General features: G+C 44.3%; 21 protein-coding genes and 2 tRNA genes. 20 read left to right on the top strand and 3 right to left on the bottom strand.

Translation table 11 applies throughout. The features are described from left to right. The first annotated feature begins 276 nt into the window (after window positions 1–276). The 6 genes from CW735_RS02180 to ilvN all read left to right on the top strand — a co-directional run bounded on the left by CW735_RS02180 (window position 277) and on the right by ilvN (window position 8181). Window positions 277–352 (top strand) — tRNA-Gly (locus CW735_RS02180). A gap of 965 nt (window positions 353–1317) precedes the next feature. After that, window positions 1318–4404: a TonB-dependent receptor domain-containing protein gene (locus CW735_RS02190; protein ID WP_100970836.1), complete on the top strand. Its 3087-nt coding sequence runs from the start codon at window positions 1318–1320 to the stop codon at window positions 4402–4404. Window positions 4405–4652: 248 nt separating this feature from the next. Then, on the top strand, window positions 4653–5114 hold the full coding sequence (locus CW735_RS02195) for a hotdog fold domain-containing protein (RefSeq protein ID WP_100970837.1): 462 nt from the start codon (window positions 4653–4655) through the stop codon (window positions 5112–5114). Between the two features lie 216 nt (window positions 5115–5330). Beyond that, the gene (gene maoP / locus CW735_RS02200) at window positions 5331–5714 is read left to right on the top strand and encodes a DUF413 domain-containing protein (RefSeq protein ID WP_071978506.1); all 384 of its coding nucleotides are present in this window, start codon (window positions 5331–5333) and stop codon (window positions 5712–5714) included. Window positions 5715–5965: 251 nt separating this feature from the next. After that, window positions 5966–7684 carry an acetolactate synthase 3 large subunit gene (locus tag CW735_RS02205; RefSeq protein ID WP_071978507.1) on the top strand — a complete coding sequence of 573 codons (1719 nt, stop codon included), beginning with the start codon at window positions 5966–5968 and terminating at the stop codon, window positions 7682–7684. After that, window positions 7684–8181 (top strand): acetolactate synthase small subunit, encoded by a 498-nt coding sequence (ilvN, locus tag CW735_RS02210; protein ID WP_071978508.1) that lies wholly within the window; start codon window positions 7684–7686, stop codon window positions 8179–8181. The genes CW735_RS02205 and ilvN overlap by 1 nt, the downstream gene beginning before the upstream one ends. Window positions 8182–8283: 102 nt before the next feature. On the opposite strand, the gene CW735_RS02215 is transcribed toward ilvN, so the two are convergent. Next, entirely contained in the window at window positions 8284–9321 is a 1038-nt protein-coding gene (locus CW735_RS02215) for a hypothetical protein (RefSeq protein WP_100970838.1), read from the bottom strand. Window positions 9322–9515: 194 nt separating this feature from the next. On the opposite strand from CW735_RS02215, the gene tatA reads away from it, so the two are divergent. From tatA to hemB, 7 genes are read left to right on the top strand one after another with little or no spacing between them, the layout of a single operon-like run. Continuing rightward, complete coding sequence (gene tatA, locus CW735_RS02220; RefSeq protein WP_071981115.1) at window positions 9516–9755, top strand: Sec-independent protein translocase subunit TatA; 240 nt, start codon at window positions 9516–9518, stop codon at window positions 9753–9755. Continuing rightward, window positions 9755–10054, top strand: a complete 300-nt coding sequence (gene tatB / locus CW735_RS02225; RefSeq protein WP_071978509.1) for a Sec-independent protein translocase protein TatB — start codon at window positions 9755–9757, stop codon at window positions 10052–10054. The genes tatA and tatB overlap by 1 nt, the downstream gene beginning before the upstream one ends. Further along, complete coding sequence (gene tatC / locus CW735_RS02230; RefSeq protein WP_100970839.1) at window positions 10055–10825, top strand: twin-arginine translocase subunit TatC; 771 nt, start codon at window positions 10055–10057, stop codon at window positions 10823–10825. It begins immediately after the preceding gene. 26 nt (window positions 10826–10851) lie between these two features. Further along, window positions 10852–11418, top strand: a complete 567-nt coding sequence (locus tag CW735_RS02235) for a hypothetical protein (protein ID WP_100970840.1) — start codon at window positions 10852–10854, stop codon at window positions 11416–11418. Beyond that, window positions 11419–12195, top strand: a complete 777-nt coding sequence (locus tag CW735_RS02240; RefSeq protein WP_100970841.1) for a TatD family hydrolase — start codon at window positions 11419–11421, stop codon at window positions 12193–12195. Window positions 12196–12198: 3 nt separating this feature from the next. Continuing rightward, the gene (locus CW735_RS02245) at window positions 12199–14094 is read left to right on the top strand and encodes a sensor domain-containing diguanylate cyclase (RefSeq protein ID WP_100970842.1); all 1896 of its coding nucleotides are present in this window, start codon (window positions 12199–12201) and stop codon (window positions 14092–14094) included. Next, window positions 14091–15092 (top strand): porphobilinogen synthase, encoded by a 1002-nt coding sequence (gene hemB / locus CW735_RS02250; protein ID WP_071978514.1) that lies wholly within the window; start codon window positions 14091–14093, stop codon window positions 15090–15092. Before CW735_RS02245 ends, hemB begins: the two co-directional genes overlap by 4 nt. Before the next feature lie 132 nt (window positions 15093–15224). On the opposite strand, the gene CW735_RS02255 is transcribed toward hemB, so the two are convergent. Together CW735_RS02255 and rhlB are read right to left on the bottom strand one after the other, a co-directional pair. Next, window positions 15225–16736, bottom strand: a complete 1512-nt coding sequence (locus CW735_RS02255) for a Ppx/GppA phosphatase family protein (RefSeq protein WP_071978515.1) — start codon at window positions 16734–16736, stop codon at window positions 15225–15227. A gap of 27 nt (window positions 16737–16763) precedes the next feature. Next, entirely contained in the window at window positions 16764–18050 is a 1287-nt protein-coding gene (rhlB, locus tag CW735_RS02260; RefSeq protein WP_071978516.1) for an ATP-dependent RNA helicase RhlB, read from the bottom strand. A 100-nt stretch (window positions 18051–18150) separates the two neighbouring features. Here rhlB and trxA point away from each other — a divergent pair, with 100 nt between their 5' ends. The 7 genes from trxA to CW735_RS02295 all read left to right on the top strand — a co-directional run bounded on the left by trxA (window position 18151) and on the right by CW735_RS02295 (window position 26322). Continuing rightward, on the top strand, window positions 18151–18477 hold the full coding sequence (trxA, locus tag CW735_RS02265) for a thioredoxin TrxA (protein WP_032095435.1): 327 nt from the start codon (window positions 18151–18153) through the stop codon (window positions 18475–18477). Between the two features lie 267 nt (window positions 18478–18744). Next, window positions 18745–20010 (top strand): transcription termination factor Rho, encoded by a 1266-nt coding sequence (gene rho, locus CW735_RS02270; RefSeq protein WP_083595354.1) that lies wholly within the window; start codon window positions 18745–18747, stop codon window positions 20008–20010. 221 nt (window positions 20011–20231) lie between these two features. After that, window positions 20232–21548, top strand: a complete 1317-nt coding sequence (locus tag CW735_RS02275) for an amidohydrolase (protein WP_100970843.1) — start codon at window positions 20232–20234, stop codon at window positions 21546–21548. Between the two features lie 20 nt (window positions 21549–21568). After that, entirely contained in the window at window positions 21569–24379 is a 2811-nt protein-coding gene (locus CW735_RS02280; protein ID WP_100970844.1) for an ATP-binding protein, read from the top strand. Between the two features lie 178 nt (window positions 24380–24557). Next, the gene (gene purE / locus CW735_RS02285) at window positions 24558–25052 is read left to right on the top strand and encodes a 5-(carboxyamino)imidazole ribonucleotide mutase (RefSeq protein ID WP_071978520.1); all 495 of its coding nucleotides are present in this window, start codon (window positions 24558–24560) and stop codon (window positions 25050–25052) included. Continuing rightward, complete coding sequence (locus CW735_RS02290; protein ID WP_100970845.1) at window positions 25049–26185, top strand: 5-(carboxyamino)imidazole ribonucleotide synthase; 1137 nt, start codon at window positions 25049–25051, stop codon at window positions 26183–26185. Before purE ends, CW735_RS02290 begins: the two co-directional genes overlap by 4 nt. Before the next feature lie 61 nt (window positions 26186–26246). Continuing rightward, window positions 26247–26322: transfer RNA gene (locus CW735_RS02295), tRNA-Thr, on the top strand. Window positions 26323–26331: the final 9 nt, after the last annotated feature.

Here is a 26331-nt window from a genome sequence, read left to right on the forward strand (position 1 = left end):
AAATTTTAAACCTGATAGTAAACTTTACTTTCAGTGAGCGTGAAAAGCGCGACCCCTAGTGGGCCCGCGACCGAGTGTCGGCCAGTTAGCGAATCTCGTTTCCCGCTCCAAATTTTAAACCTGATAGTAAACTTTACTTTCAGTGAGCGTGAAAAGCGCGACCCTTAGTGGGCCCGCGACCGAGTGTCGGCCAGTTGGCGAATCTCGTTTCCCGCTCCAAATTCAAATAAACTTACTCTAAGTAAGCACCAAAAGATGCAATAGCATCGACTCTATGCGGGAATAGCTCAGTTGGTAGAGCACGACCTTGCCAAGGTCGGGGTCGCGAGTTCGAATCTCGTTTCCCGCTCCAAATTTTAAACCTGATAGTAAACTTTACTTTCAGTGAGCGTGAAAAGCGCGACCCCTAGTGGGCCCGCGACCGAGTGTCGGCCAGTTAGCGAATCTCGTTTCCCGCTCCAAATTTTAAACCTGATAGTAAACTTTACTTTCAGTGAGCGTGAAAAGCGCGACCCTTAGTGGGCCCGCGACCGAGTGTCGGCCATTGCTTCGCAACGAGTTCAAATCTGTTTCCCGCTCCAAATTTCTTATACTTCATTTTATAATTTAATTTCATGCGACCCCTGTGGGCCGGCGACCGAGTGTCGGTCAGTTAGCAAATCTCGTTTCCCGCTCCAAATTTTTTATACTTCATTTTATTATTTAATTTTGTGTCTGATTTCATGCGACCCCTGTTGACCCGCGACCGAGTGTCGGTCACTGCTTTACATGAGCTCGAATTCCTGTTCTCGCTTCGAAAACCTTCAAATTTCCGCATATTTCTCAAATTTATACGAAAGTATTAAGTTTGTTGGGTTTGATGGCTGTGTGCCGCGATTTTATACCCTTTTCACTTTTACTTTGAATCAATATTCAAGGCTATTTGCCTTGTTTTGGTGCGTGCTTATCTTGATTTTGCCCGATTTTTCGTTTATCCCTTGTGAGCGGGCGTGAAAGTTTGTTTTTTTTGCACTAATGTAGTGCGAAAAGGGTCTTGAATTCTCAATGAGTGCATATTAAATGGATTTTTATAAATAAATATGCATAATTCGCGGCTCCAAATGCCCATGTTGCGAATAAATGAGCAATTGTTGGGCACAAAGCTTGCATTGTCTGCAATGTCAGAACAGTTTGCAAAGAATACGCTGTAAATAATAGTACCGCTCAAGCGCGTCTTAAACATGCTTACCTAAAGGTACATAAAATGAGTCTTTCTGCCATTAGCTATCAGCAAGAATAGTGGCCTCAAAAGACAAGAAAACATTCGGAGAAACACACATGGCTTTTGATTTACCAAAGCGCAATAACATTTCTGTACTAGCCTTTGCCGTATCGTCGGCACTGGCCGTAAGTGCAGGAGCAGTTCAGGCTCAGGAAGAGACTGAAGTTGAAGAACGGGAGGTCGAAAAAGTGGTGGTAACCGGTTCTCGTGTTGCGCAAGATTCATCACTTAGTGCGGCAAGTCCAGTACTGGCTATTAATGCGGGCGACATTAAGACCTCAGGTCAAATCGATCTTGGCGCCATGCTGCGTGAATCTCCGCAATTACAAGCCTCATTACCAGGCTCTTTTTCTGCGTTTAACGGTACACCATTAGGTGCAAGTTTACTCGACCTACGTAATTTAGGTAGCGAGAGGACGCTGGTTATGGAAAATGGCCGTCGTCATGTTTCTGGTATCGAAGGAACAGGCTCTGTTGACGTTAATGCGCTTTCAACTGCATTACTACGCAATGTAGAAGTTCTTACAGGTGGTGCATCTGCTGTGTATGGTGCAGATGCTGTAACCGGTGTGGTTAACTTTAATATGCGTGATGGCGCATCGTTTGAAGGCTTAGAAGTTCGCACGCAAACCGGTGTAACAGATGACGGTGATGCTAATGAATTCTTCCTCTCACTAGCGAATGGCTTTAGCAGTGATCGCGGCGATTTAGTCTTTGCCGTTGAATATCAAGAAACAAGCCCAGTATTTGCGCGCGACAGAGACTTTGCTGGCTCTGGTCTATTTTCTCAAGTCGCTAACACAGAAGCTACTCAACAAGCCTTTGGTGTAGACCCTCGTTTTGACAATACATGGGTGCCAAACTACCGCCTTCCTATTTCCAGTGATCGTGGTGTGATATCACTTACGGGAAGTGCGTTTGGAGATGTAGCAGGTTCAGGGGGCACGGTAGGGTGTTCAACTATTGGTTCACAAATGATCCCATCGTGTCAGGTAATTGGTGAAGACGGTAATTTACGCGCCTATAACCCAGGCGATGTCTATGTGGGTGCGTTCGACGCTAGTGGTGGTGATGGTGTTCCGGCATCTCCAGACAGCGAGTTGATATTGCCTGAATCTAAGAGAGTCTTAGTTCAAGCTGTGTCTAATTATGAAGTGAACGAATTTATAAACTTCTTTGTTGACGCTAAATTTGTATCTAGCGAAACAAAAGAAACTAACCAGGTTAATGGTTTCAACGACGATATCCCTATTTCGTTAGATAACCCGTTTGTACCTAGCGCGCTACTTTCTCAAATAAACCAGCTTAATGCCGAAGGCGAAAGCGTAAGTTTGGTAATGTCTCGCGACGTTCTCGATTTCAATGCAACTTCAAACCCTGAAGCCGAGCGTAAGACATTCCGTATCGTAGCTGGTTTCGACGGTTATATTCCTAATACCGAACTAGAATACGAAGTATTCTATAACTACGGTCGTACTGATGCCGATATAACGTCTCGAGTGCGTCTTGAAGACCGTTATTTTGCTGCTATTGACGCTGTGACTGACCCCTCAACCGGTGAGACAGTTTGTCGTTCTGATTTAGACAGTTCGGCATTACCGCCAACGTCACCTTTCCCAACGGTTAACGGAAATTTCGGCTTCCTTACGTTCCAACCTGGCGACGGTTCGTGTGTGCCGGTTAACCTATTCGGCAAAGACTCTGTTAGTGCAGAAGCAGCCGCGTTTATTTTCCAACCTGCTACATCGCAAAACGAAATTGAACAAGAAAACTTCTTAGCTGTGGTGTCGGGTAACTCGTCTGACTTATTTGAACTACCAGCCGGTCCCGTATCTTTTGCGCTTGGTTATGAGTGGCGTCGTGAGACGAGCTCTTTTACACCAGACCCTTATTCAGCATCTGGTCTTACATTTGGCACACTAGACTCGCGCAGCGGGCCAACTAACCCTTCAAACGGACAATACGATGTATCCGAATACTTTGTTGAGGCCACTATTCCTGTGCTTGAAGGAATAGACTTTGCTGAGCGCTTAGAGCTGCGTACAGCTTACAGAAGTTCAGATTACGAGCCATATGGCACTCACGATGCATGGACTGTGGGCTCTGTATGGTCTCCGGTAGAAACCTTTAGTGTACGTACTACGTACTCTGAGGCGGTACGTGTACCCAATATCAACGAAGCTTTTGCGCCTACGTTTGCTGCAACGTTGGGTGCAGGTGACGATCCGTGTAACCAGAACTTTATTGAAGCGGGTTCAGAATTCCGTGAAGCAAACTGTATTGCTTTAATTGGTGATAGCGTTGCCGATGGCTCATATGATTCAACCAACTTCTTATCTGCGTTTGTTGCCGGTACAACCGGTGGTAACCCAGATCTAGAACCAGAAGAAGCAGAAACCGTAACGATAGGAACAGTTTGGAAGCCTGAAGGTGAATTTGACGGCGTATTCGATGGTCTAGTATTCACACTAGATTATTACAATATTCAAGTTGATGGTCTTATTGATAGCCTTTCTGGTTTTGATATCGCTTCAAACTGTGTTGATGCTCCAACGATTAACAACCAGTTCTGTGACGCGGTAGATCGCGATGGTTCAAACGGGTTTATTACTAACTTCCGCTCTGGTTTCATTAACCTTGCAGCAGTTGAAACTTCAGGGATCGACTTCCGTATCGATTACGTTGTTGACCTTGCAGAGCTTACCGATTCTGACTCACGCGTTAACTTCACTATAAATGGAACTAACTTCCTCAAGAACGAGGAAGTACGTGACGTATCTGCACCCGATGAAGTCACAGACGTACTAGGTACATTCAGCCGTCCAGAATGGATAGTGAATATGAATGTAGATTACCTAATCGGCGATTTTGTCATTGGTTGGAGCGGTCGCTATGAAAGCTCACAGTTACTCCCTGGTCTTGAAAATCAAGATATTGAAAATAACCCGGACTTCGTCAGCATTACCTCTACAGGTTCTGCTTTAGTTCACGATTTTTCAGTTTCTTATACATTCGACGATTCGTTAGAAGTATATGGCGGTGTGAATAACGCGTTTGAGGAAGACCCATACCTAGGCACATTGTCCCGTCCAGCAGGGCCTCGTGGACGCTTTTTCTTCTTAGGTGTTAATTACAATATGTAAGAAGGTTAATACTAGAGTGTTAGTACAACAATGCGTGCTAACCTAAAATCAAACAAAAGCCTCGCTTAAGCGGGGCTTTTTAATGTTTGCAAATCTCAATTAAGAGGGGCTTGCCTAGGCCTGACATCAAAGCATTGATTTTAATGCTTTCTATCGCTACTCTTGCTGGTCTAACCAGATGCGTTTACCAAATGTTATGTGCGGATGCATCTTTTCTCGCGGCAGTTATAACTATACAGCGGTAAATTATGAACAAGAATTATGTACTGAATATGTACAACAAATTTATGAAGCTCCCGTTCGGCCAAAAACTATTTAGTTGGTACTCTGCTAGACGGGCGCCATATTTTTCTACTGTTTCTCCGCTGATCACCGATATTCGCCCCAACTATTGCGAAGTGTCCTTAAAAAAACGAAAGGCAATTCAAAATCACATTGGTACTGTTCACGTAATTGCTATTTGTAACGGTTTAGAAATGGCGATGGGGTTTATGTGTGAGGCGTCTATCCCCAAGTATTTGCGTTGGATCCCAAAAGGGATGGAAGTGAAGTATCCAGCAAAAGCGGATACCGATATTCGATGCGTGGCTGAAGTACCAGAAGATGCATGGAAGCCTGGTGACCTGCCTATTTCAGTAAAAGCATACGATACAAATGGTACCGTTGTTGTAGATGGAATTATTACCGTTTGGGTCAGTGAGAAGCGCTAAATAGTACAAGGCTGCGTGAAGCATTCTGCATCTTATTTTGATTTAAAATATTAAGTTTTTACTACCTCGTGTTTTGGGTTTGACAGTAGCTGCAAACCCAACTAAACCTACCAATAGCATGTCGTTATATGTCAAATAGGTAGTCTATTTTTACGCTAAGTAAGAGATTGGTCTCGCTTGGCTACACCCAACTAATATAGTTTGAACGAGGTGGATATGGCGGTTATTTCAAAACAGCAGGTAGCGAGTAAATTATTTGTCGATAAAAAGAACTACCCTTATGGCTTTGCCCGTTCTGGTGACTTTTCTATCTCCGAAAGTAAGCTTTTGCAATCTCATGGAAGTTTATTTGCCGCCCTGGTTGACGGCGAAATAACTCCGGAAAATGATGAGGAACAAGCTTATCTTGAGTCAGCTTTGGGGCATCGCGAACCTTCAACTCCCCAAGAAAAGGTGTGGCTTAAATATCAACGACGAATAAATAGGCCTAAAACCGCAAGCATCTATGGCTCACAAAAGCCTGTCATTGACGATACCGACGCGGATAATGACGAAGACATCAATGACAATAGCGATCTTGATGTGGATGTGTCTGATTAGCCTTCAATACATGCGTAAAACAAACGTAACAGATGATAAATTCCAAATTTTGTTAACTGATTGTAAATAGGTATCCTATTTTAGGTGAATAATGTCTTCAATATGAAATATTCATCCTAATTATTGCTATTATTGGGATATATATCTCACTTTTCCTCATTTTGGTGTTTTATCTTCCTATTAGCTTCGATATAGTCCGGACATCGTCAGCGAAAGATGACAACTCACAACCTTTAACGGGAGATACAACAGTGAAAATGATGTCGGGCGCAGCCATGGTGGTTGAAGCGCTAAAAGATGTAGGAGTAACACATGTGTTCGGTTATCCAGGTGGTGCCGTACTTGACATTTATGATGCTTTATTTGCACAAGATGATGTCAAACATGTCCTCGTACGTCATGAACAGGCAGCCGCACATATGGCGGATGGGTATGCACGTTCAACTGGCAAAACCGGCACCGTTCTCGTCACTTCAGGTCCTGGAGCAACAAATACGATTACCGGTATAGCCACTGCATATATGGATTCTATTCCTATGGTAGTGCTATCGGGCCAGGTGCCTTCTATGCATATAGGTGAAGATGCTTTCCAAGAAACTGATATGGTAGGGTGTTCACGTCCTATTGTTAAGCATAGCTTTCTTGTAAAGCGCTCAGTTGATATTCCTGAGGCAATTGCAAAAGCCTACTATATTGCTAATACAGGTCGCCCAGGCCCGGTAGTTGTTGATTTACCGAAAGATTTAGTAAGTGTTGCGGACGAACATCCGTATGTGTTCCCGTCTGACGTAACTATGCGCTCTTACAATCCAACTGAAAAGGGTCACCCAAAACAGGTCAAAAAAGCAGTAGAGTCACTGTTGAAAGCGGAGCGACCGATTTTATATGTTGGCGGTGGAGCAGTAGCCTGTGACGCCTCCAGCAAAGTGATTGAGTTAGCCGAAAAGCTAAACGCCCCCGTTACATGTACCCTAATGGGGCTTGGTGCCATGCCGGGAACACATAAGCAATTTATTGGCATGCTTGGCATGCACGGCACCCTTGAAGCGAATAAGTCGATGCATAATGCCGACTGTATCATTGCTTTAGGTGCGCGATTTGACGACCGTGTAACTAATAACGTTGATAAGTTTTGCCCTCACGCCGATATCATACATGTTGACATCGACCCAGCATCTATATCTAAAACGGTGAACGCACATATTCCAGTGGTTGGTTCGGTAGATAAGGTTTTAGATCAAATCCTTAGTCAAGTGGATAAGAAAGACCTTTCTGCTCAGCCTGAAAAGCTTGCCGATTGGTGGAGCCAAATAGCAACTTGGCGAGCAAAAGCTTGCTTGAATTATGAGCAGGGCGAAGAAGTTATTAAACCACAGCGAGTTATTGAAACGCTCTATAAGCACACCGATGGCAAAGCCTTTGTGAGCTCGGACGTGGGTCAGCATCAAATGTTTGCTGCCTTATATTATCAGTATGATAAGCCACGTCAGTGGATTAACTCTGGCGGCCTAGGTACTATGGGCTTTGGCCTACCCGCGGCAATGGGAGTTCAGTTTGCTCACCCTAAAGCCACATCAGTAGTGGTAACGGGTGACGGTAGTATTCAAATGAATATTCAAGAACTGTCTACCTGCTTGCAATACAACTTACCTATCAAGATTATTTCGTTGAATAACCGCGCGCTTGGCATGGTTCGTCAGTGGCAAGATATGATCTATAAAGGTCGACATTCACACTCCTACATGGATTCGATGCCTGATTTCGTTAAGCTTGCAGAAGCTTATGGTCATATTGGTATTAAGGTCGATAAGTTAGATGAACTCGACGCCGCTATGGAGAAATGTTTCAGCTACACAGATCGCTTGGTGTTTATGGACATTGCTATAGACCAAAACGAACACGTATATCCCATGCAAATTAAGTACGGAGCCATGGATGACATGCGCTTGAGTAAGACGGAGCGAACCTAATGAAACGCATTATTTCAGTATTAATGGAAAACGCCCCTGGCGCACTATCTCGAATTGTTGGTGTATTCTCTCAGCGTGGATATAACGTAGACTCGTTGTGCGTAGCACCCACAGACGATTCAAGCCTTTCACGCTTAACTATCATTACCCATGGTGATGACAAGGTTATCGAGCAGATCACTAAGCAGGTAAATAAGCTTATTGACGTGCTTAAGGTGGCAGATTTAACGGAAAACACGCACATTGAGCGCGAATTAATGTTAATTAAAGTCGCTACCCGTACCGAGTCAGTGCGCGCGGAAGTTAAGCGTAATTCAGATATTTTCCGCGGCCGCATTCTTGATGTGAACGCCAATAACTACACTATCGAAATTACTGGCACTACCGACAAGCTTGACGCATTTGCGGCCACTATGGGCCAATGCGCAGAGGTTATCGAGTCGTCGAGAACGGGTGTGTGTGGTCTTGCTCGTGGTGATAGAGCGCTTAGGCTTTAGCGTTTAGTTATTCGCACAACTGCGAACAACTATATTCAAACATTTGAAGGCCAGTGCAACACTGGCCTTTTTTATACCGAAAAAGTTGCTTACAACACAAACTCAATTGTTAGACACATCTCCGTAATACGCCTCTACGCGCAGGGCCACACCAAATGAAGGAGAAAAGTTTACCTCTCGCAGTAGCAACACAAAGGGCTCAACGTCAAAATATAGCCAATCTCTCACCGTATTTGAACGCCATCTCAAGCCGCTGTAAATCTCTTCAACGCGATAGTTGGGTTGGCTAAGACCCTCTACCATAAAGTGGGGAATGAGCGAATTGTGACGATTTAGGGAATACAAATGGTGAATTTCGTGTCGCCAAAACCAATCGTCGGTCTCATCGCGATAAAAGAAACGGTTGTTCTGTCGAATTAAATGCTGCGGGTTTAGATCGTATTGAAAAGCAGCGCCCAGCTCTGCGCCCAGTCTATCCCTTGTGAAATAATAAACTTCAGCATCGTATAAAACAGCCCAGTTTTCGCTTATCGCTGCCGCATCTCTGTACCTTGCTCGAGTGTAAAGCTGATCACGCCTGCCAGCGCCAATTCTAAAAGAATAATGGGAGTTTTGATCTGGTCGAAAACGAAGGGCGATAGTTGTGCGATCTCGGTTGTTGTTTGCTGTATCCCTCGCTGCTCTGATGGCTGAATCTTGGGTTTCATCTTCGTTATCACTCAGTAACAAATCTACCCGCTCTTCTAGTGCTGGCAGTTTTACTCGAATGCGAAACCGCACATCGGTATCTGTTAACATGCCAGAGCGAGGTTCCCAAGCAAGTTGAACCCGCCCTTGGGCTCTAGCCTGTGAACCCATGAGCTTCTCATCGCTTTCTTTACTGTAAAACCAGCCATCGAATTGCCTTACTGTAAAGTCCATCGAATTAGTAAAGCTACGCTGCCAAATATCAAACCATTGCTCTTCGTAGTCATGTTGATGACCGTCATCTACTTCTATGGCCTTTTTCTTGACAACGTTGGTGGTCACTATCACTCCACTAGGCGCGTTTTGACTGTGTTTCACCGCCTCGCTCTCGCCCTGAGAAGGTGAGAAATTAGCAAGTAGAAAATGGCATAGCACAGTGACAGCGCATGTCATTAATGACTAACTCCTTGTTAATAATGGTAAAGCCTGTGTGGACTGTAAGTGAAACCGAAAAGATTACCTTGTAGTAAGAAGAATGAAACGCATGAAGTAAAAGGTCAATGATTATTCGATAAGATAAATATTCAGGTGAAAGGAGCGTCTTGCAGTGGCATACTGGGCACATTGAAGTTTGGGAGATAAATTTTATGGGTGGTATTAGTATTTGGCAGCTGCTGATAATACTAGTGATAGTAGTGTTACTTTTTGGCACAAAGCGTTTAAAAGGCATTGGCACCGATTTAGGTAGTGCTATAAAAGGCTTTAAAAAAGAAATCACTGAAGACGATAAAGACGCAGACTTCGACCAAAAAAAGCAGGTAGAAGAACAGCGTACTTCTGACTCAGTAGCGACAAAAACAGAAAGTGATGTGAAAGATAAGTCCTAATGTTTGATATTGGTTTTTGGGAGCTTTTGGTTATAGGCGTTTTGGCTCTTTTAGTGTTGGGGCCAGAGAGATTGCCTGGTGCCATACGTTCAACCATCAATACCGTTCGTGGCGTGCGCAATATGGCAACTGGCTTTAAGCAAGAAGTTGAGCATCAGTTGCGCGTGCACGAGTTGCATGAAAATCTTAAGAAAGCGGAACAGCAGGGACTTAAAGAACTCTCACCAGAACTTGAAAAAAGTGTGGATGAGTTGAAAAAAGCGGCTGAATCGGTTCAAGAACCTTATAAAAAGCAGTAAATGTCTGACGCAAACAACTTACTATCTCATTTAATTGAATTACGCAGCAGAATTCTAAAGGCGTTACTGAGCGTGCTTGTTGTGTTCTTGTGTCTGGCCGCGTTCGCGCAAGATTTGTATCAACTGCTGGCTATGCCGCTGTTAGATGCTATGCCAGAAAATGCGACTATGATTGCTACCGATGTTGCCTCTCCCTTCTTTGCTCCGTTTAAGCTTACGTTGGTGCTGTCTTTTTTCATCGCCATACCTTACGTACTTTATCAAGTTTGGGGTTTTGTGGCTCCAGGGCTTTATCGTAACGAAAAACGGTTAGTCGCTCCCTTGCTGCTTTCTAGTACTCTTTTGTTTTACGCTGGTATGGCGTTCGCGTATTTTGTGGTATTTCCAATCGCTTTCGCGTTTTTCACCAGTGTTGCCCCTGAAGGAGTAACAGTAAGTACTGATATTTCCAGCTACCTAAATTTTGTATTAAAGTTGTTTTTTGCGTTCGGAGTTTCGTTTGAAATTCCTATTGCCATTATCCTTATGTGCTGGACGGGAATAACCGACGCTAAATCGTTGCGGGCAAAGCGACCTTTCGTAGTGGTAGGCGCTTTTGTTGTTGGTATGCTGCTAACTCCGCCCGATATCATTTCGCAAACCTTACTGGCCATCCCTATGTGGCTGCTATTTGAAGTAGGCGTAGTGATAGGTGGTTTGTATGCGGGTAAGGGAAAGCGTGAAGAAAATAAAATGAGCGACGACACAACAAACGCTTCTGACGACGCCTAAATAATTTATTAAAAAGGAATAAAAAAATGAAAACTCGAATAATCCCTTTTATTGCAGTTTTGGCGGCTTTAAATGCGTTGCCAGCGCAGGCTGAAAGTGTTGGTAAGGCAATTGAAAAGTGTCGTGCTACAGAAAACAGCTTAAAGCGCCTAATGTGTTATGACCGCATGGCGAAGTCTTTGAGCCAGTATGACGATGCAGATATGCAAATGAGCGAAATGCCAGCGCTACCCAGAGCAAAGCCTAAACCTTCGACTGCCAACGTGCCCGCTTCTCGTCCTCGTGTTGCTGCGGCGCCGGCTCCTGCTGTTACTGAAGAGCGCGATCCTGAAGCCTCTTTTGGTTTAGATAGAAAGCGCACGCCAGCCGATGAAGTATCTGAGGTTGTCCTTACTATTGCCGACCTATCAGAGGGAGCTCGAGGAAAAACCGTTGTTACCTTCAGTGATGGCGCGGTATGGCAGCAAGTCGATAATACCTATTTAAAGCTTGAAAAAGGTCAAACGGTAAGTATTGAAAAAGGTCTTTTCGGCGCGTTCTTTTTAAGTGTGGAAGGGCTTAATAAGCGTCTTAAAGTGAAGCGCGTAAAGTAGATGAAACTGTTCGACGCCGGCGTAAATCTGCTAGACGGGCGATTTAGTGCTGACGAAGTAATTCAGCGAGCGAATGACGCTGGCGTTGCAAGGTTATGCATCATTACCACCCATCCAAGCGAGTGGGATGATGCATACCAGCTATATCTAAAATACCCCGATATCTGTTGTTACACCATTGGTGTCCATCCGCACAATGCAAAAGATGTAAATGCACACGGGTTGATGCAACTCGAGCAACTTGCTCAACAAAAGGGCTGTGTCGCAATAGGGGAGTGTGGTTTAGATTTTAATCGCAATTTTTCTGCGCAAGAAACTCAGCTATCGGTGTTTGAGGAGCAGCTAAAGATTGCTGTCAAGCTGCAAAAGCCTGTGTACTTGCACGAGCGTGATGCCTTTGAACCTCAAATAGCGCTGCTAAGAAAATATATTCCCCAACTACCCAATGGTATCGCGCACTGCTTCACCGGAGGTGTAGAGGAAGCAAAAGACTACTTAGCCTTAGGGTTGTATATTGGAATTACAGGGTGGGTTTGCGACGAAAAACGCGGTGAGTCGTTAAGAAATGCTATTGCGTGTATTCCTCACGATAAACTCATTTTCGAGACCGATGCGCCTTACCTTTTCCCAAAAACACTGAGACCAAGAAAAAGAAACAATGAGCCTGCTTTTTTACCCCACATTGTAGAGCAGGTAAGCGATATGCTTGGTGTTCCGGCCCAACAGCTTAGTAAAAGCAGTTTTGTTAATACGCTAACCTTATTTAGTATTGACTGAGATATGAGAAAAAAGCTGTATTTACTGCGTAATCACGATGCTTGGTTGCTGCTTACCACCTGTTTAGCGGTTGCCATCTTTGTGTGGCTGTTTTTGAATATCTCCCCTAGTACTTCGTTGCCGCCGCACTATTCTCAGCTAAAGTACTTAACGACTACTAATGACGAGATAGACTTCGATAACGTTGAGCAGGTGCCGAAGAGCCGCTGGACTGCGATATCTTCGCCTATCAACTTAGGCATGAGCGATAAAACCGTATGGTTTTCTCTGGTCGTAGACCCTACCCAAAGCCCAGAGAGTCAGTATTTACTGCATATCGACTATGCACTGCTCGATATTCTCGACGTGGGCGTTTTTGAGAGTATTGGGGCAACTCCTGTTGTGCTTTATTCTGCCGGAGACACTCAACCTACCAGCGTACGCCCGCTACAACATGTTAAGCCCTTGTTTCCCCTACCTTCTAGTCAGTTCTCTCAGCGAGTTTTTATTAAAGTAAAAACAACGGGCACCATTCGATTGCCCGTGCGGATTTGGAAAGAAAGGGAGTTCATTCAGTTTACTGCTAACCGAAATGCCGCGCTGGGTGTGTTTTTCGGAATTCTTATCGCTATGGGGATCAGCAATATCTTTCTGACTGTCACAACAGGAAGCCGCTCATTTCTTCTCTATTCAGGATATGTTTTTTGTTTAGCGCTTACCATAGCTACGCTTCAGGGATATGGTTTCACCTATATATGGAGCAATAGCCCTTGGTTTCAGGGTAAGGCCGCGGTTATTTTTGCCAGTGCAACAATCATGTTTGCCAGCATGTTTACTCGCAGCTTACTGCCGATTAAAAAGTACAGCCTGTTGTGCGATAGAATAATGATTGGTATTGGTTGGACTTGCGGTATCACTCTTGTTGGCGGTGTTATCTTGCCTTACTCATTTATGATTAAAGCATTCTTGATTGCATTAAGTTTTATCGTTACTTACACCCTAGCGCTTGGAGCCTGGCTGGCAATAAAGGGTGAAAGAGTTGCACGATACTTTACCATCGCGTGGGGTTTTCTCTTAGTTAGTGCGTTAGCGGCAAGCTTTGATAACGTTAATTTAGTAAATTTCCCCTTAACGTCAAATACTTTACTAATTATAGGCGGGGCAGTTGAAACCCTTATTTTAGCGCTCATTTTGGCCATTAATTTTAGTCACAGCCGAGATTCTCTTATTGATGCAAAACAGTTTGCTTTAGAGCAGGAAAAACAGGCGAATACAGCCAAAGAGCACCTGCTGACCATGCAGCAGCGTCATCAAGAAGACTTAGAATACAAAGTTGAAGAGCGCACTTTAGAGCTAGAGGTGACATTAAGAGAGCTTTCTGAAGTGAATCAGGAGCTAGAGCGGCTTAACGCTATCGACCCTCTTACAGGTGTGCACAATCGCCGCCACTTTGATAAAAGCCTCCGTGCCCAAGGCAGACGAAGTAGAAGAGAAGAAATCCCGCTTTCGCTGATCATTCTCGATATTGACCATTTTAAAAAGATTAATGATACGTATGGGCACGACGCGGGCGATTTGTGTTTAAAACACACGACTTCGCTGTTTCAACAACACATTCACCGCCCCAGTGACGACTTATGCCGAATTGGTGGAGAAGAGTTCGCCTTTATTCTGCCCAACACTGACTTGGCAGGTGCTACACATTTAGCAGAAACCATAGTCAGAGAATTAGCAGACAAGCCATTTAACTATGAGGGTAGTGAAATTAAACTTACTGCCAGTGCAGGCGTATCAACTGCTGTTATTCAAGATGAAGAGCAAGCCCAAACTCTATTTAAGTTCGCCGATAGCTTGCTGTTCAAAGCAAAACAAACCGGGCGAAACAAAGTAATATCTCAACATTTGCAGGACCAACTATGACCACTTCTTTTCCAAATAAGCGCATGCGCAGGCTAAGAGCTAAAGACGCATTGCGCAGTCTCGTTGCAGAGCACGCGCTTTCTGTTGATGATTTAATCTACCCCGTATTTGTGTTGCCAGGTGAAAATGCCCGAGAGGCTGTTCCGTCAATGCCAAATGTAGAACGGCTGTCTCTCGATCTCTTGCTGTTAGAGATGGAAAATTGGGTGGCCTTGGGAATAAGAACGTTTGCGCTTTTTCCTGTTACGCCAATGGCACTAAAAACCGACTGTGCTAAAGAAGCGTTTAACCCAGAAGGGCTTACGCAAACTGCCCTGAGTGCCATAAAAGAAAAGTACCCTGAGGTCATGTTGATGTCAGATGTTGCTCTCGATCCCTTCACCTCCCATGGGCAAGATGGACTTATTGACGCCGACGGCTATGTCGTTAACGACGAAACAGTCGAAGTGTTAGTAAAACAGGCGCTATCTCATGCCGAGGCGGGGGCTGATATTGTTGCACCCTCTGACATGATGGACGGACGTATAGGTCGCATTCGTGAAGCGCTAGAAAGCAAAGGGTATGTGAACACCTGCATCATGGCTTACTCTGCAAAATATGCATCGTCTTACTATGGCCCATTTCGAGACGCGGTGGGCTCGGCTGCTAACATTAAAGGTGGAAATAAGAAAACCTATCAGATGGACCCAGCAAACTCTAATGAAGCCCTTCACGAGATAGCACTTGATATTGAAGAAGGGGCAGACATGGTAATGGTGAAGCCGGGAATGCCGTACTTAGACATTGTTCGCCGCTGTAAAGATGAGTTCAACGTGCCCACTTTCGCTTATCAGGTGAGTGGTGAGTACGCTATGCATCAGGCTGCATTTGCAAATGGATGGCTAAAAGAGGATGAGGTAGTTTTAGAATCTCTACTCGCATTTAAGCGTGCGGGCGCCGACGGCATTCTTACTTACTTCGCTCCGAAAGCCGCAGAACTGCTGAATAAAAGTTACTGAATAAATAAGTAACAGCCTTTATTTTTTAAAAGAGCGAGCAAAAGCGCCGCCAAATGTATTTTGTACATTTGGCGGCGCTTTGTGTTGAGTTTGTATAAATGCGGCTTCGCTTAAGATTTTTATGCAAATAAGCTAAATGCAAACAAGCTCACAGCCGGCTTTGTGTTGAAGCCAGCACTCATTAGCTAATTCAGCGTTTATCAAGGGGTGAGATTTTAGCCAGCCCTCAGGAAAAGTGAGCGTCCATTTACTGTCATCACAAACAAGTTTTACATCAGGAATATGCTTGTTTTGCCTGCGCAAGCAAAGCACTACGGCAATACGTAAAACACGAAGCAACCCCTTTAGCATGGGGCGGTAATCATGATGATAGTTATCGAATACATCCTCAGATATGGCTAGCCTGTGCTGGGATACTAGTTCTCGAATAGCCGTTCGCTGTAGGCGTGTAAACCCTGGTAAGTCGATAAAGCTAAGAATATAAGCGCCGTGTTCATGATGACGTTTGTATTCTATATGAAGCCCAATCTCGTGCAGCTCAGCAGCCGCGCCTAAGATGGTTTCGGTATCTAAATGACAGATATTTTGTTGTCTGCACAGCTGATAGCAAAGCGACAGGGCAACTTGCCTCACAGAAACCGCGTGGGCTGTATCTATATGATAGCGCTGCTTGGTCTGATTAAGTGTTTGTTGTCTACGATCATTGTCAGTGACATTGTCTAACATGCCGTAAATCAAACCTTCTCGTAACGCGCCTCCAGAAATGTTCATATGCTTGATATGTAACGCCTCAAAAAGACTTATTAAAATAGCAAGTCCGGAAGGGAATATCGCTTTTCTGCTTTCTTCTAAACCCTCTATTTCAAGTTGGCCTAAAGAGCCACATTCAACACATTGCTGTTGCAGGTGGTAAAGGTAGTCTAGCCTTATTGCGTCACTTATCCCCTGTGCAACCAGTATTTCAGTAATGGCTTGTGGTGTGCCAGACGCACCTAAACAGTTTTCCCAATCAAAACAAAGAAACGCGTTAGACACCTCATTTATGAGTGAATGAGCCGCTTTTTTTGCTTGATCAAAATTTTCGGTGTTAATAACACCACCTTGAAAGTAGCGCTCCATAAAGGTAACGCAACCCATGTCCAAACTTTTAAGATGGATAGGCTGCATATCATTACCGATAATGATTTCAGTGCTAGCGCCACCGATATCAATAACCAAGCTGTTGCCTTGATTAGCGGAGGTATAGGCGACGCCTAAATATATCTGCCTGGCTTCTTCTTCGCCGCTAATTATATTGAGCTTGTGGTTAAGGATCTCTTCAGCTTTGCGCACAAAAACATGTGCGTTGGTTGCAAGACGCAGCGTTGCGGTTGCCACTATCTTGATGTTTGAAGGGGGAATATCTTGCAGCCTTTCGGAGAACACTTGCAGGCATTGCCAGCCTCGTTCCATACTTGTTTCATCAAGCAAAAAATTATCGTCAAGCCCTGCTGCTAATCGCACCTTTTGCTTTATTTTACCAATAATTTGAACGCTACCATTAACAACATGGACAATAACCATGTGAAAACTGTTTGAGCCTAAATCTACGGCGGCATAATATTCACCGTAGGTTTGGGCATCGTGCTGGAGTTCTGCCTGCATAGTATCTCGTATAATGTTTCTTATATCTTACTTGTTTGTATGTCTTTGCTGAGGTTTACCACGCCCTCGGCTATTTCCTCTACGTGAAGAGTTTCGATTATTGGGCACTCTCTTCTTTCGCGGTCTTGGTGGCTTAATATCTTCCAATAGTGCGGTTCTATCGTAGTCTGTTACCGGAATGGTAGCGTTAATGTATTTTTCAATCGCGGGTAAGTTAAGCGCATACTTCTCACAAGCAAAGCTAATAGCAATACCGCTTCTTCCTGCACGGCCGGTGCGACCAATACGGTGCACGTAATCTTCGGCGTCATCAGGTAAATCATAGTTAAACACGTGCGTTACCGCATCAATATGTAAACCACGCGCCGCCACGTCAGTAGCAACTAATATGTCTAATGCGCCTTTGGTAAAGTCTTCTAAAATACCCAGGCGTTTCTTTTGAGGCACGTCGCCGCTTAATAAGCCAACACGGTGTCCATCAGCGGTAAGCCAATCAGTTACCTTTTCACAGCTGTGCTTGGTATTGGCAAACACAATGGCTTTTTCCGGCCATTCTTCTTCTAACAATGTGAGAAGAAGCAGCATCTTATCTTCGTCAGATGGATAGAACAGTTCTTGGCTAACACGGGTTGCCGTGGTTTGTTCGGGCGCTACTTGAACATGAGTTGGATTGTTCATGTGCTCGTATGCTAATTCCTGTACGCGGTAACTTAGCGTGGCAGAGAACAGCATGCTTAGACGCTCACCTGCTGGTGGCATGCGGCGGAATAAGAAGCGAATATCTTTAATGAAACCCAAATCGAACATACGATCGGCCTCATCAAGTACGGCTACCTGAATATTATCTAGCGTAAAGACGTCCTGTTTGTAGTAATCCAGAATGCGCCCTGTCGTGCCAATAATAATATCCACCCCTTCTTCTAGGGTTTCGCGTTGACTTTGGTAACCTTCGCCCCCATAAATCAATCCAAGCGATATTCCAGTATGCTCACTGAGCAACTTGGCATCGTTAAATATTTGCACAGCCAGTTCACGTGTCGGAGCCATAATAATGGCGCGCGGACCGTCTGATTTGCTGTTACTTGAGTTTTCTGCTTTGCTTAGCAGGTAATGGAATGTAGCGACCAGAAACGCAATGGTTTTTCCCGTGCCCGTTTGAGCTTGGCCCGCAATATCGAGACCTTCTAATAACGGAGGCAGTGCAAGTGCCTGAATTGGTGTACAATGAGAAAAATTCTCTGCCGTCAAGGCGTCAACGACTTTGCTGTTGATCGGCAGGTCGGAAAAATGAGTTTCAGTTAAATGAGTAGGCATAGCTTATAGCTTATCAGTGCTTGCATTAAAAAACAGTTTCTATATAACACTTATGGTAAAGCTGAGTATACTCAGCAACAGACCACAAACGGAGAAAAGAATGAGCGACAAAATTATCCAGTTATCTGACGATAAATTCGAAGCAGATGTTATCAATGCTGACAGTCCTGTACTAGTTGACTTTTGGGCCGAATGGTGTGGCCCCTGTAAAATGATCGCGCCTATCTTAGAAGAAGTTGCGACCGAGTTTGATGGCAAGTTAACAGTTGGCAAGTTGAATGTCGATGAAAATAACGAAACTCCGCCTAAATACGGTATTCGCGGTATTCCAACACTGTTACTTTTCAAAAATGGTAATGTTGCTGCTACGAAAGTAGGTGCGTTATCAAAAACTCAACTAACAGAGTTTCTTAACGAAAACCTGTAATTGAACAAGAAAAGCCGGTGTAGCTAACCTCTACATCGGTTTTTTGATCACGCCCTGTTGCATTACACTTTAGGATAGTAAGCCCAATTTAATTAACATTTAGTGAGCAAATCGCTGGACGTTGATTAAATATAGTGCTAACTTTTCTCTCAGCGCTCATCCGAGCAGCATTCTGCACATGTCCAAATCCGGGCGATACCAAATCTAAACGAGAACAGAGTGACCAAAAGTCCTGTAAGCGAAGTTCAAGCACAAAGACCCACCAGTATGAATTTAACCGAATTAAAGAATAAACCAATTAGCGAGTTGGTTAACATGGCCGAAAAAATGGGCCTTGAAAATATGGCTCGCGCCAGAAAACAAGACATCATATTCTCCATTTTGAAGACGCATGCGAAAAGCGGCGAAGATATCTTCGGAGATGGAGTTTTAGAGATTTTACAGGACGGTTTCGGCTTCTTACGTTCAGCTGACTCTTCTTATCTTGCAGGTCCGGATGATATTTATGTATCGCCAAGCCAGATACGTCGCTTCAATCTGCGAACTGGTGACACCATTGCAGGAAAAATTCGTCCACCAAAAGACAGTGAACGTTACTTTGCGCTGTTAAAAATACGCGAAGTAAACTTCGACAAGCCTGAAAACTCACGAAACAAAATCTTGTTCGAAAACCTTACTCCTTTGCATGCAGCAGACCGTTTGCGCATGGAACGTGGTAATGGCTCAACAGAAGATATTACAGCGCGAGTACTTGATTTAGCATCGCCTATTGGTCGCGGTCAGCGCGGTCTTATTGTAGCACCGCCTAAAGCAGGTAAAACTCTTCTACTTCAAAATATCGCTCAATCTATTGCTGCCAACCACCCTGAGTGTGAGCTAATGGTATTGCTTATCGATGAGCGTCCAGAAGAAGTAACAGAAATGCATCGTCTTGTACAAGGTGAGGTAGTCGCATCGACGTTCGATGAACCAGCAAGTCGCCACGTTCAAGTTGCAGAGATGGTAATTGAAAAAGCGAAGCGATTGGTAGAGCACAAGAAAGATGTGGTCATCCTTCTCGACTCAATTACTCGTCTTGCTCGTGCCTATAACACGGTTATTCCATCATCAGGTAAAGTACTCACCGGTGGTGTAGATGCCAATGCGTTGCACAAGCCAAAGCGTTTCTTTGGTGCTGCCCGGAACGTTGAAGAAGGTGGTAGTTTAACTATTATCGCTACAGCGCTTATCGATACCGGCTCTAAAATGGATGAAGTTATCTACGAAGAGTTTAAAGGTACTGGTAACATGGAACTTCACCTTAACCGCAAAATTGCGGAAAAACGTGTATTCCCAGCTATCGACTTTAATCGTTCTGGTACTCGTCGTGAAGAACTTCTTACGAAGCAAGATGAACTTCAGAAAATGTGGATCCTTCGTAAAATCGTTCACGAGATGTCAGAAATTGATGCCATGGAGTTCTTAATCAGTAAGCTCTCTATGACGAAGACCAACAATGAGTTCTTCGATGCAATGCGAAGACAAAAAAGCTAATAAATAGCTATTGTTTTAAAAAAGCGCCTGATACTAGGCGCTTTTTTTGTTTCTAAGCCCCCTTATGCCTTCTTTAACTGGCGGCGCTAACTAAGGCATTAGACTTCCGTACAATACTTTTCTTTTTCACTATGCGTTATTTTGATTATCAGCAATAAGGTTAGTGATGTGTTCTGTAATCAGATGCTTTATTCTGATGAAAACAACAAAGGAAAATCATCATGTTTAGGAAAAATTTAGTTGCGTTAACCTTAGCTAGTCTTTTTACGTTTAGCACGGCCATCGCAGCCTCTGCTAACGCAGCCTCTGTCGATGTAGATACCCTTGCTACCAATGTTGAACCGGATGTCATCAAATGGCGCCATCACTTCCACCAATATCCTGAGCTATCAAACCGAGAATTTAAAACTGCCGAATATATCGAATCTTATTTGACGTCCCTTGGCCTTGAAGTACAAACGGGCATTGCAAAAACTGGGGTAGTAGCCATTCTTGATTCAGGAAAACCAGGTCCTGTGGTTGCACTTCGAGCAGACATGGACGGCTTGCCTGTTAAAGAGCAAAACGACTTGCCATATCGGTCTGAGCAAATGGGTGAATACAACGGCAATGAAGTTCCTGTGATGCATGCCTGTGGACACGACACTCATATGGCCATGTTGATGGGGGCCGCCAAAATCCTTACCGACATTAAGGGCCAACTTAAGGGTAAAGTGAAATTTATATTCCAGCCTGCAGAAGAGGGCGCGCCTGCCGGAGAAACCGGTGGAGCAGAGGTTATGGTTAAGGAAGGCGTACTTAAAAATCCCGAAGTAGATGTGATTTTTGGGCTTCACATCAATGCCAATACCGACGTAGGCAAAGTGCGCTACAAGCCAGGTGGCACTATGGCAGCGGTAGATCCGTTTAAAATAGTGATTCACGGTAAACAAGCTCACGGTGCTTATCCGTGGAAAAGTGTTGACCCTGTAGTCACTGCGGCGCAAATGATCATGTCAATTCAAACCATTGTTAGCCGTGAAATAAAGTTAATAGATGATGCTGCCGTTGTTTCGGTGGGCTCTATTCATGGCGGCAATAGGTCAAATATTATTCCTAACGAAGTCGAATTAGTGGGCACCATCAGAACCCTCAACAAAGCGGCACGTGAGCATATCTACGAAGCGCTACCTCGCAAAGTGAAAGGTATTGCAGAAAGTATGGGAGCGAAGGCTGAGCTTACTTTGCCCCTTGATTATTCTTATCCAATAACGTTTAACGACCCTGAGTTAACGCAAGCCATGCTACCAACCATGCAGCGAACTGCTGGAGCAGAGAACACCTTGTTGTCTAACCCAGTAACCGGTGCAGAAGATTTCTCTTTCTTTCAAGAAAAAGTGCCTGGACTTTATGTTTGGGTTGGTGGAAAGCCACTTGATGTATCAGAGAAAGATAGCCCTGCTCACCACACTCCAGAGTTTTATGTTGATGACTCTGGAATGAAACTAGGCGTTAAGCTATTAACGAACTTTACTCTCGACTATATGGAGCAGCATTAATATGACGATGGAGACGTTTCTTGCGAAAACCTGATTTTCATTTAAGTTGGTCTTTAGCGCTAAACGTTTTTTTTGTTTGTTTACTAGGTGCAGGTCTTAATTCAATACCTGCACCTTTTGATAGTGCTGGTATTGCTGTATTTGGCTGCGGTGCTGCTGTTTATGCAGCGCTGCGCTTCCCGCCCCTGCTTTCTATTCCCATGGCATTGGTCATTAGTGCGCCTATTTGGTTCAGCGACGGAAGTATCGTCGGAAAAGAAAGCCTCACACTTTTACCCATTGTTTTAAGCTTCTTTGGGTATCAAAAGTCGTTGAGACAGATAATTAAAATCGGCGGTGGATTTTGGTCCATTGTTTTTGTGCCAATATTATTTTTAGAACACGCTTTATACGATACTGAAAACCTCAATTTGCTTTTATCGGGTGTTCTAGTGACTTGGATAAGCGGCGTTTTGGGGCTTGTGTCAGGCCACTTTGCTTATCTCACCACTCACGGGTTACGGCGAAAGTTATCTTATGAACCTGAAAAGGTTAAGCTAAATTTTTTATTGAGCTATTTTTTTGCGGGCTGTTTCTTTGTGGCTTCTACGGCCGTTATTTACCTATCGGTAAGCCTGTTTCAGCAGCAACAAGAGCGACAAATCAAAGGGTATATGGCGCAACGTGTTGCCGTACTGCAGCAACAGTTATCAGACTTTATTAGTCAGCATCAGCGGGTTATATCATCTACAGCACAAACTTTGTCGGGTGATAAGCGGGCCGAGCAGCTCGATGCTCGGGCGACGAAGCAATTATCAATAGCAGCATCACTTTACCCAAATTTTATTACATTTCTGGTTACCGATGACAGTGGCAACATTACCCATACCTACCCACCTAATCTAATTGAAAACGTCAGAGCTGGTGTTTTACCAAACGTTGCTTATAGACCTTACTTTTTCAAAGCTATGCAAAGTGGGAAGCCTTATCTATCGAATGTTTTCCAGGGAAGAGGTTTCGGCAACGACCAGATTGTTGCCATGTCTGCGCCTATCAAATCTGAAGATGGTAAGCCAATAGGTATCATTGAAGGCTCACTTTCGTTGAAAAGTTTTTCAATTTTCGATGAACTCAGTTTAAACGGTTTCTCTTTGCTCATAGAAGATCAAAAAGGTGAGGTTGTCTATGCTTCAGAGACACTAAATTTACGACCGCTCAGTAAGGCACCAACTTATCCGTGCGAACCACAATGTGGTAATGAGATTCAGGATGGGCCAGAGGGCAAAACCTGGTTGCGCTACAAAGGGGATATAGCTCAAGCCAACTGGACCGTAAATTATTACTTCAAGCAAGAGTACCTTCTTAGCTCTATGAGCAGCTATCTGCTTAAAGATCTTTTATTGCTGCTGTTGCTATCTCTTCTTGGAACAATAACCGGCTTTTTGGTTGCCAGAATGATAAGTATGCCGTTAAGGCGACTTATTCGCTACATTGCTAATTTTGATCCCTCTACTAACAGGGAAAGCAAAATTCCTCATCAAGCGCTCCATATTCAAGAGCTTACCTCGGTTAATGCCGAGTTTGTAAAGTTAGAGCAAAGGTTATTAAAAGCCTTCGACGATTTAGACAAGACCAGAGCAAAAGAACAGCAGCTCAATGTTGAACTTGGCGAACTGAATCAGTCTCTTGAAGCGCGAATTGAGGAAAAAACACATCATTTAGAAAGCGCGCTTAAATCGGCGGAAGCGGCGAACACGGCGAAAACGCAATTTCTGGCCAATATGAGTCACGAAATACGAACGCCAATGAACGGTATTATTGGCTCTTGTGAACTTATGTTTGAACACAATCTGCCCAAGCATATCGCATCAAGAGCAAAAACGATTTCTCGCTCAGCGACTAACCTCTTGCTTATTCTCGACAGTATCCTCGACTGGTCAAAAATAGAATCGGGAAAAATGGGGATCGATAATCGAGACACACAGATCCATGAGCTACTTCACTCTGCCCGTGAGTTGTATCTGTATTCTGCCGATATAAAAGATATTGCAGTGGATGTTAATATTGACTCTTCGGTGCCAAGTGCGTTGATTACCGATGCTGGCAAGGTGAGCCAAGTAGTTAATAATTTACTCAGTAACGCCATAAAATTTACCGATGAGGGGACTATTACCATTGGTGCCGAATATCGTGATAACCACCTAATTATTGCTATAAGCGATACGGGAATCGGCATTTCAGAAGATAAACTGAATACCATTTTTGAAAAGTTTGAACAGGCCGACGCTTCTACAACACGCTATTACGGCGGAACCGGGCTTGGCTTGGCAATCAGCAAAGGGCTTGTTGAGCTTATGGGCGGAGAAATACAAGTAAAGAGTGCGCTTAATGAAGGCTCTACTTTTACATTCTTCATACCTTGTAAAGAGGGAGAAAGTGGTGCGGTTAAAACCATGGCAGAGATTGCTACGCTGCCGGAAAATATTCATGTGTTGCTAGCTGAAGACAATGATATCAATGCTGAAATAGTTATGGATATGCTGAAAGGTGCAAACGTTCGCTGTATTAGAACCAGAAATGGACAAGATGCTCTTGAAGCGGCAAAAAAATATGCATTTGATGTGATTATTATGGATTGCCAAATGCCGGTGATGGATGGGTTAACCGCCACATCTCTTATTCGAAAACAGGGCAAAAATAAGGATGAAGTTCGCATTATCGCGCTAACGGCTAACGCGTTTGAAGAAGATAGACAGGCGTGCCTCAATGCAGGAATGGATGCCTATTTAAGTAAGCCTATACGCAAGCGAATGCTCTTCAATACAGTGGCTTACCAACTAGCTAAAAGTTGATTTTTTCTATTGCTACGATGCTTTTATGACGTCGACCTCGGGCAGCGTCTGTGAGCCGCAAAAATGTACAGCAAAGATCAACATGCCCCAGGGAATTGAAGTGGGAATTTATTACAAGTTGCGCTACAATCGCGGGCTTTCAAATCATGTCTCTTTTACCTAACCCGAGGATCATTAGATGGCGAAAGTCGCGATTGTAATGGGTTCTACTTCAGACTGGCCTACCATGCAGCAGGCCGCAAAAATGCTGAAGTCTTTCAACGTTGAGTTTGACGCCAAAGTTGTGTCGGCCCACAGAACACCAAACCTACTAGTAGAGTTCGCAGAAAGTGCCGCAGACGAAGGCTTTAGTGCCATTATTGCAGGTGCAGGTGGTGCTGCTCATTTACCCGGTATGATAGCGGCACATACGCATCTGCCCGTGTTCGGATGCCCAGTAAAGTCTAAAGCCTTAAGCGGTTTAGATTCGTTATTGTCTATTGTTCAAATGCCTAAAGGCGTGGCTGTAGGTACACTTGCTATAGGTGAAGCGGGCGCTGCTAATGCGGGGCTGCTAGCGGCTCAGGTTGTTGCACTTCAAGATGAGAGTGTTCGCGATGCTATTATTGCATTTAGACAAGCGCAGACCGATACAGTGCTAGCGTCAAGTAATACGTTGGAGTTAGATGAATGAGAGTAGTTGTTTACGGTGCAGGTCAACTAGCACAAATGATGTACCTAGCGGGTAGCCCTTTAGGTATTGATGTTCAGGCTGTAGACGTAAACAGCGATACAGTAGTTCATCCGGTAAGTAAAACCCCGTTAGATATTCCTCTTGATGAAGCCATAGAGGGTGCCGATGCGTTAACGGTTGAGTTCGAGCATGTGCCCGAGCGTTTACTAGAAGTAGCGGCACAAACAAACAAACTGATGCCGAACATTCAAAGCATTTTAGTTGGCGCTGACAGAGTGCGTGAAAAGCAGTTGCTGCAGTCTATGGACGTAGCTAATTGCGAACATCAAGTGGTTACACACTTAGACCAGCTAGATGCTTGCGTGGATGCACTAGGTAACAAGCTTATCTTAAAGGCAAGTCGCGATGGCTATGATGGCTACGGTCAATGGCGCCTCAGCGATGAATCAGAGTTACCCGACCTAAAAAAATCACTGCAAGGTTTAGACTTAGAAGCGGTGCCTTTAGTGGTTGAAAAAATGGTGAATTTCGACAGAGAGCTTTCGCTTATTGGGGTACGCAATGCGAAAGGAGATATTCGCACCTATCCGCTAGCGGAGAATCTGCACCACCAAGGCCAACTTCATGTATCTGTGGCTCCTGCTACTAATGTAGATTCTGAGCTTCAAGAGCAAGCTCATACAATTTTTACCAAACTGGCAGAGGGTATGGATTATGTAGGCGTGTTAGCCGTTGAGTTGTTTCAAGTTAACAATACCCTGCTAGTAAACGAATTAGCTCCTCGAGTTCATAACTCAGGTCACTGGAGTCAATCAGGTGCCGTCACCAGCCAGTTCGAAAACCACCTCAGAGCAGTATGCGGGCTTCCTTTAGGTGACACGTCTCCACTAGGTCCTAGCGCCATGGTCAACATTATTGGATGCAGCAGCTTTTCTCGCGAATTGCTCAGTATTGATGGCAGTCATCTGCATTGGTATGGCAAGTCTGTTCGAGAAAAGCGCAAGATGGGGCACATTAATGTGACAACACAAAGCTACCAGCAACTTGGTGAAAAGCTTATGGCACTTGGTCAATATCTGCCGTTGGAATATTTTCCTAAATTAGTTGCCGAAGCGACGCGATTAAAAGGTTGACAGTCAACGTTTTATCGCTAGAATACGCATCCGCTGTCTAGGCAGCAGTTTTAAAAAGTGTGCCGACTTAGCTCAGTTGGTAGAGCAACTGACTTGTAATCAGTAGGTCGCCAGTTCGATTCCGGCAGTCGGCACCATTTTTCTTT

The sequence above is a fragment of the Alteromonas sp. MB-3u-76 genome, from assembly GCF_002831605.1.
Lineage (GTDB): Bacteria > Pseudomonadota > Gammaproteobacteria > Enterobacterales > Alteromonadaceae > Alteromonas > Alteromonas hispanica.

Bases quoted from the DNA above. Each gene is read 5' to 3' on its own strand.
- purE (WP_071978520.1), top strand. From the start codon at position 24,558: ATGGCGAAAGTCGCGATTGTAATGGGTTCTACTTCAGACTGGCCTACC.
- rhlB (WP_071978516.1), bottom strand. From the start codon at position 18,050: ATGCCTACTCATTTAACTGAAACTCATTTTTCCGACCTGCCGATCAAC.
- hemB (WP_071978514.1), top strand. From the start codon at position 14,091: ATGACCACTTCTTTTCCAAATAAGCGCATGCGCAGGCTAAGAGCTAAA.
- CW735_RS02215 (WP_100970838.1), bottom strand. From the start codon at position 9,321: ATGACATGCGCTGTCACTGTGCTATGCCATTTTCTACTTGCTAATTTC.
- ilvN (WP_071978508.1), top strand. From the start codon at position 7,684: ATGAAACGCATTATTTCAGTATTAATGGAAAACGCCCCTGGCGCACTA.
- maoP (WP_071978506.1), top strand. From the start codon at position 5,331: ATGGCGGTTATTTCAAAACAGCAGGTAGCGAGTAAATTATTTGTCGAT.
- CW735_RS02190 (WP_100970836.1), top strand. From the start codon at position 1,318: ATGGCTTTTGATTTACCAAAGCGCAATAACATTTCTGTACTAGCCTTT.
- CW735_RS02245 (WP_100970842.1), top strand. From the start codon at position 12,199: ATGAGAAAAAAGCTGTATTTACTGCGTAATCACGATGCTTGGTTGCTG.
- CW735_RS02235 (WP_100970840.1), top strand. From the start codon at position 10,852: ATGAAAACTCGAATAATCCCTTTTATTGCAGTTTTGGCGGCTTTAAAT.
- tatA (WP_071981115.1), top strand. From the start codon at position 9,516: ATGGGTGGTATTAGTATTTGGCAGCTGCTGATAATACTAGTGATAGTA.
- CW735_RS02240 (WP_100970841.1), top strand. From the start codon at position 11,419: ATGAAACTGTTCGACGCCGGCGTAAATCTGCTAGACGGGCGATTTAGT.
- CW735_RS02290 (WP_100970845.1), top strand. From the start codon at position 25,049: ATGAGAGTAGTTGTTTACGGTGCAGGTCAACTAGCACAAATGATGTAC.
- trxA (WP_032095435.1), top strand. From the start codon at position 18,151: ATGAGCGACAAAATTATCCAGTTATCTGACGATAAATTCGAAGCAGAT.
- tatC (WP_100970839.1), top strand. From the start codon at position 10,055: ATGTCTGACGCAAACAACTTACTATCTCATTTAATTGAATTACGCAGC.
- rho (WP_083595354.1), top strand. From the start codon at position 18,745: ATGAATTTAACCGAATTAAAGAATAAACCAATTAGCGAGTTGGTTAAC.
- tatB (WP_071978509.1), top strand. From the start codon at position 9,755: ATGTTTGATATTGGTTTTTGGGAGCTTTTGGTTATAGGCGTTTTGGCT.
- CW735_RS02255 (WP_071978515.1), bottom strand. From the start codon at position 16,736: ATGCAGGCAGAACTCCAGCACGATGCCCAAACCTACGGTGAATATTAT.
- CW735_RS02275 (WP_100970843.1), top strand. From the start codon at position 20,232: ATGTTTAGGAAAAATTTAGTTGCGTTAACCTTAGCTAGTCTTTTTACG.
- CW735_RS02195 (WP_100970837.1), top strand. From the start codon at position 4,653: ATGAACAAGAATTATGTACTGAATATGTACAACAAATTTATGAAGCTC.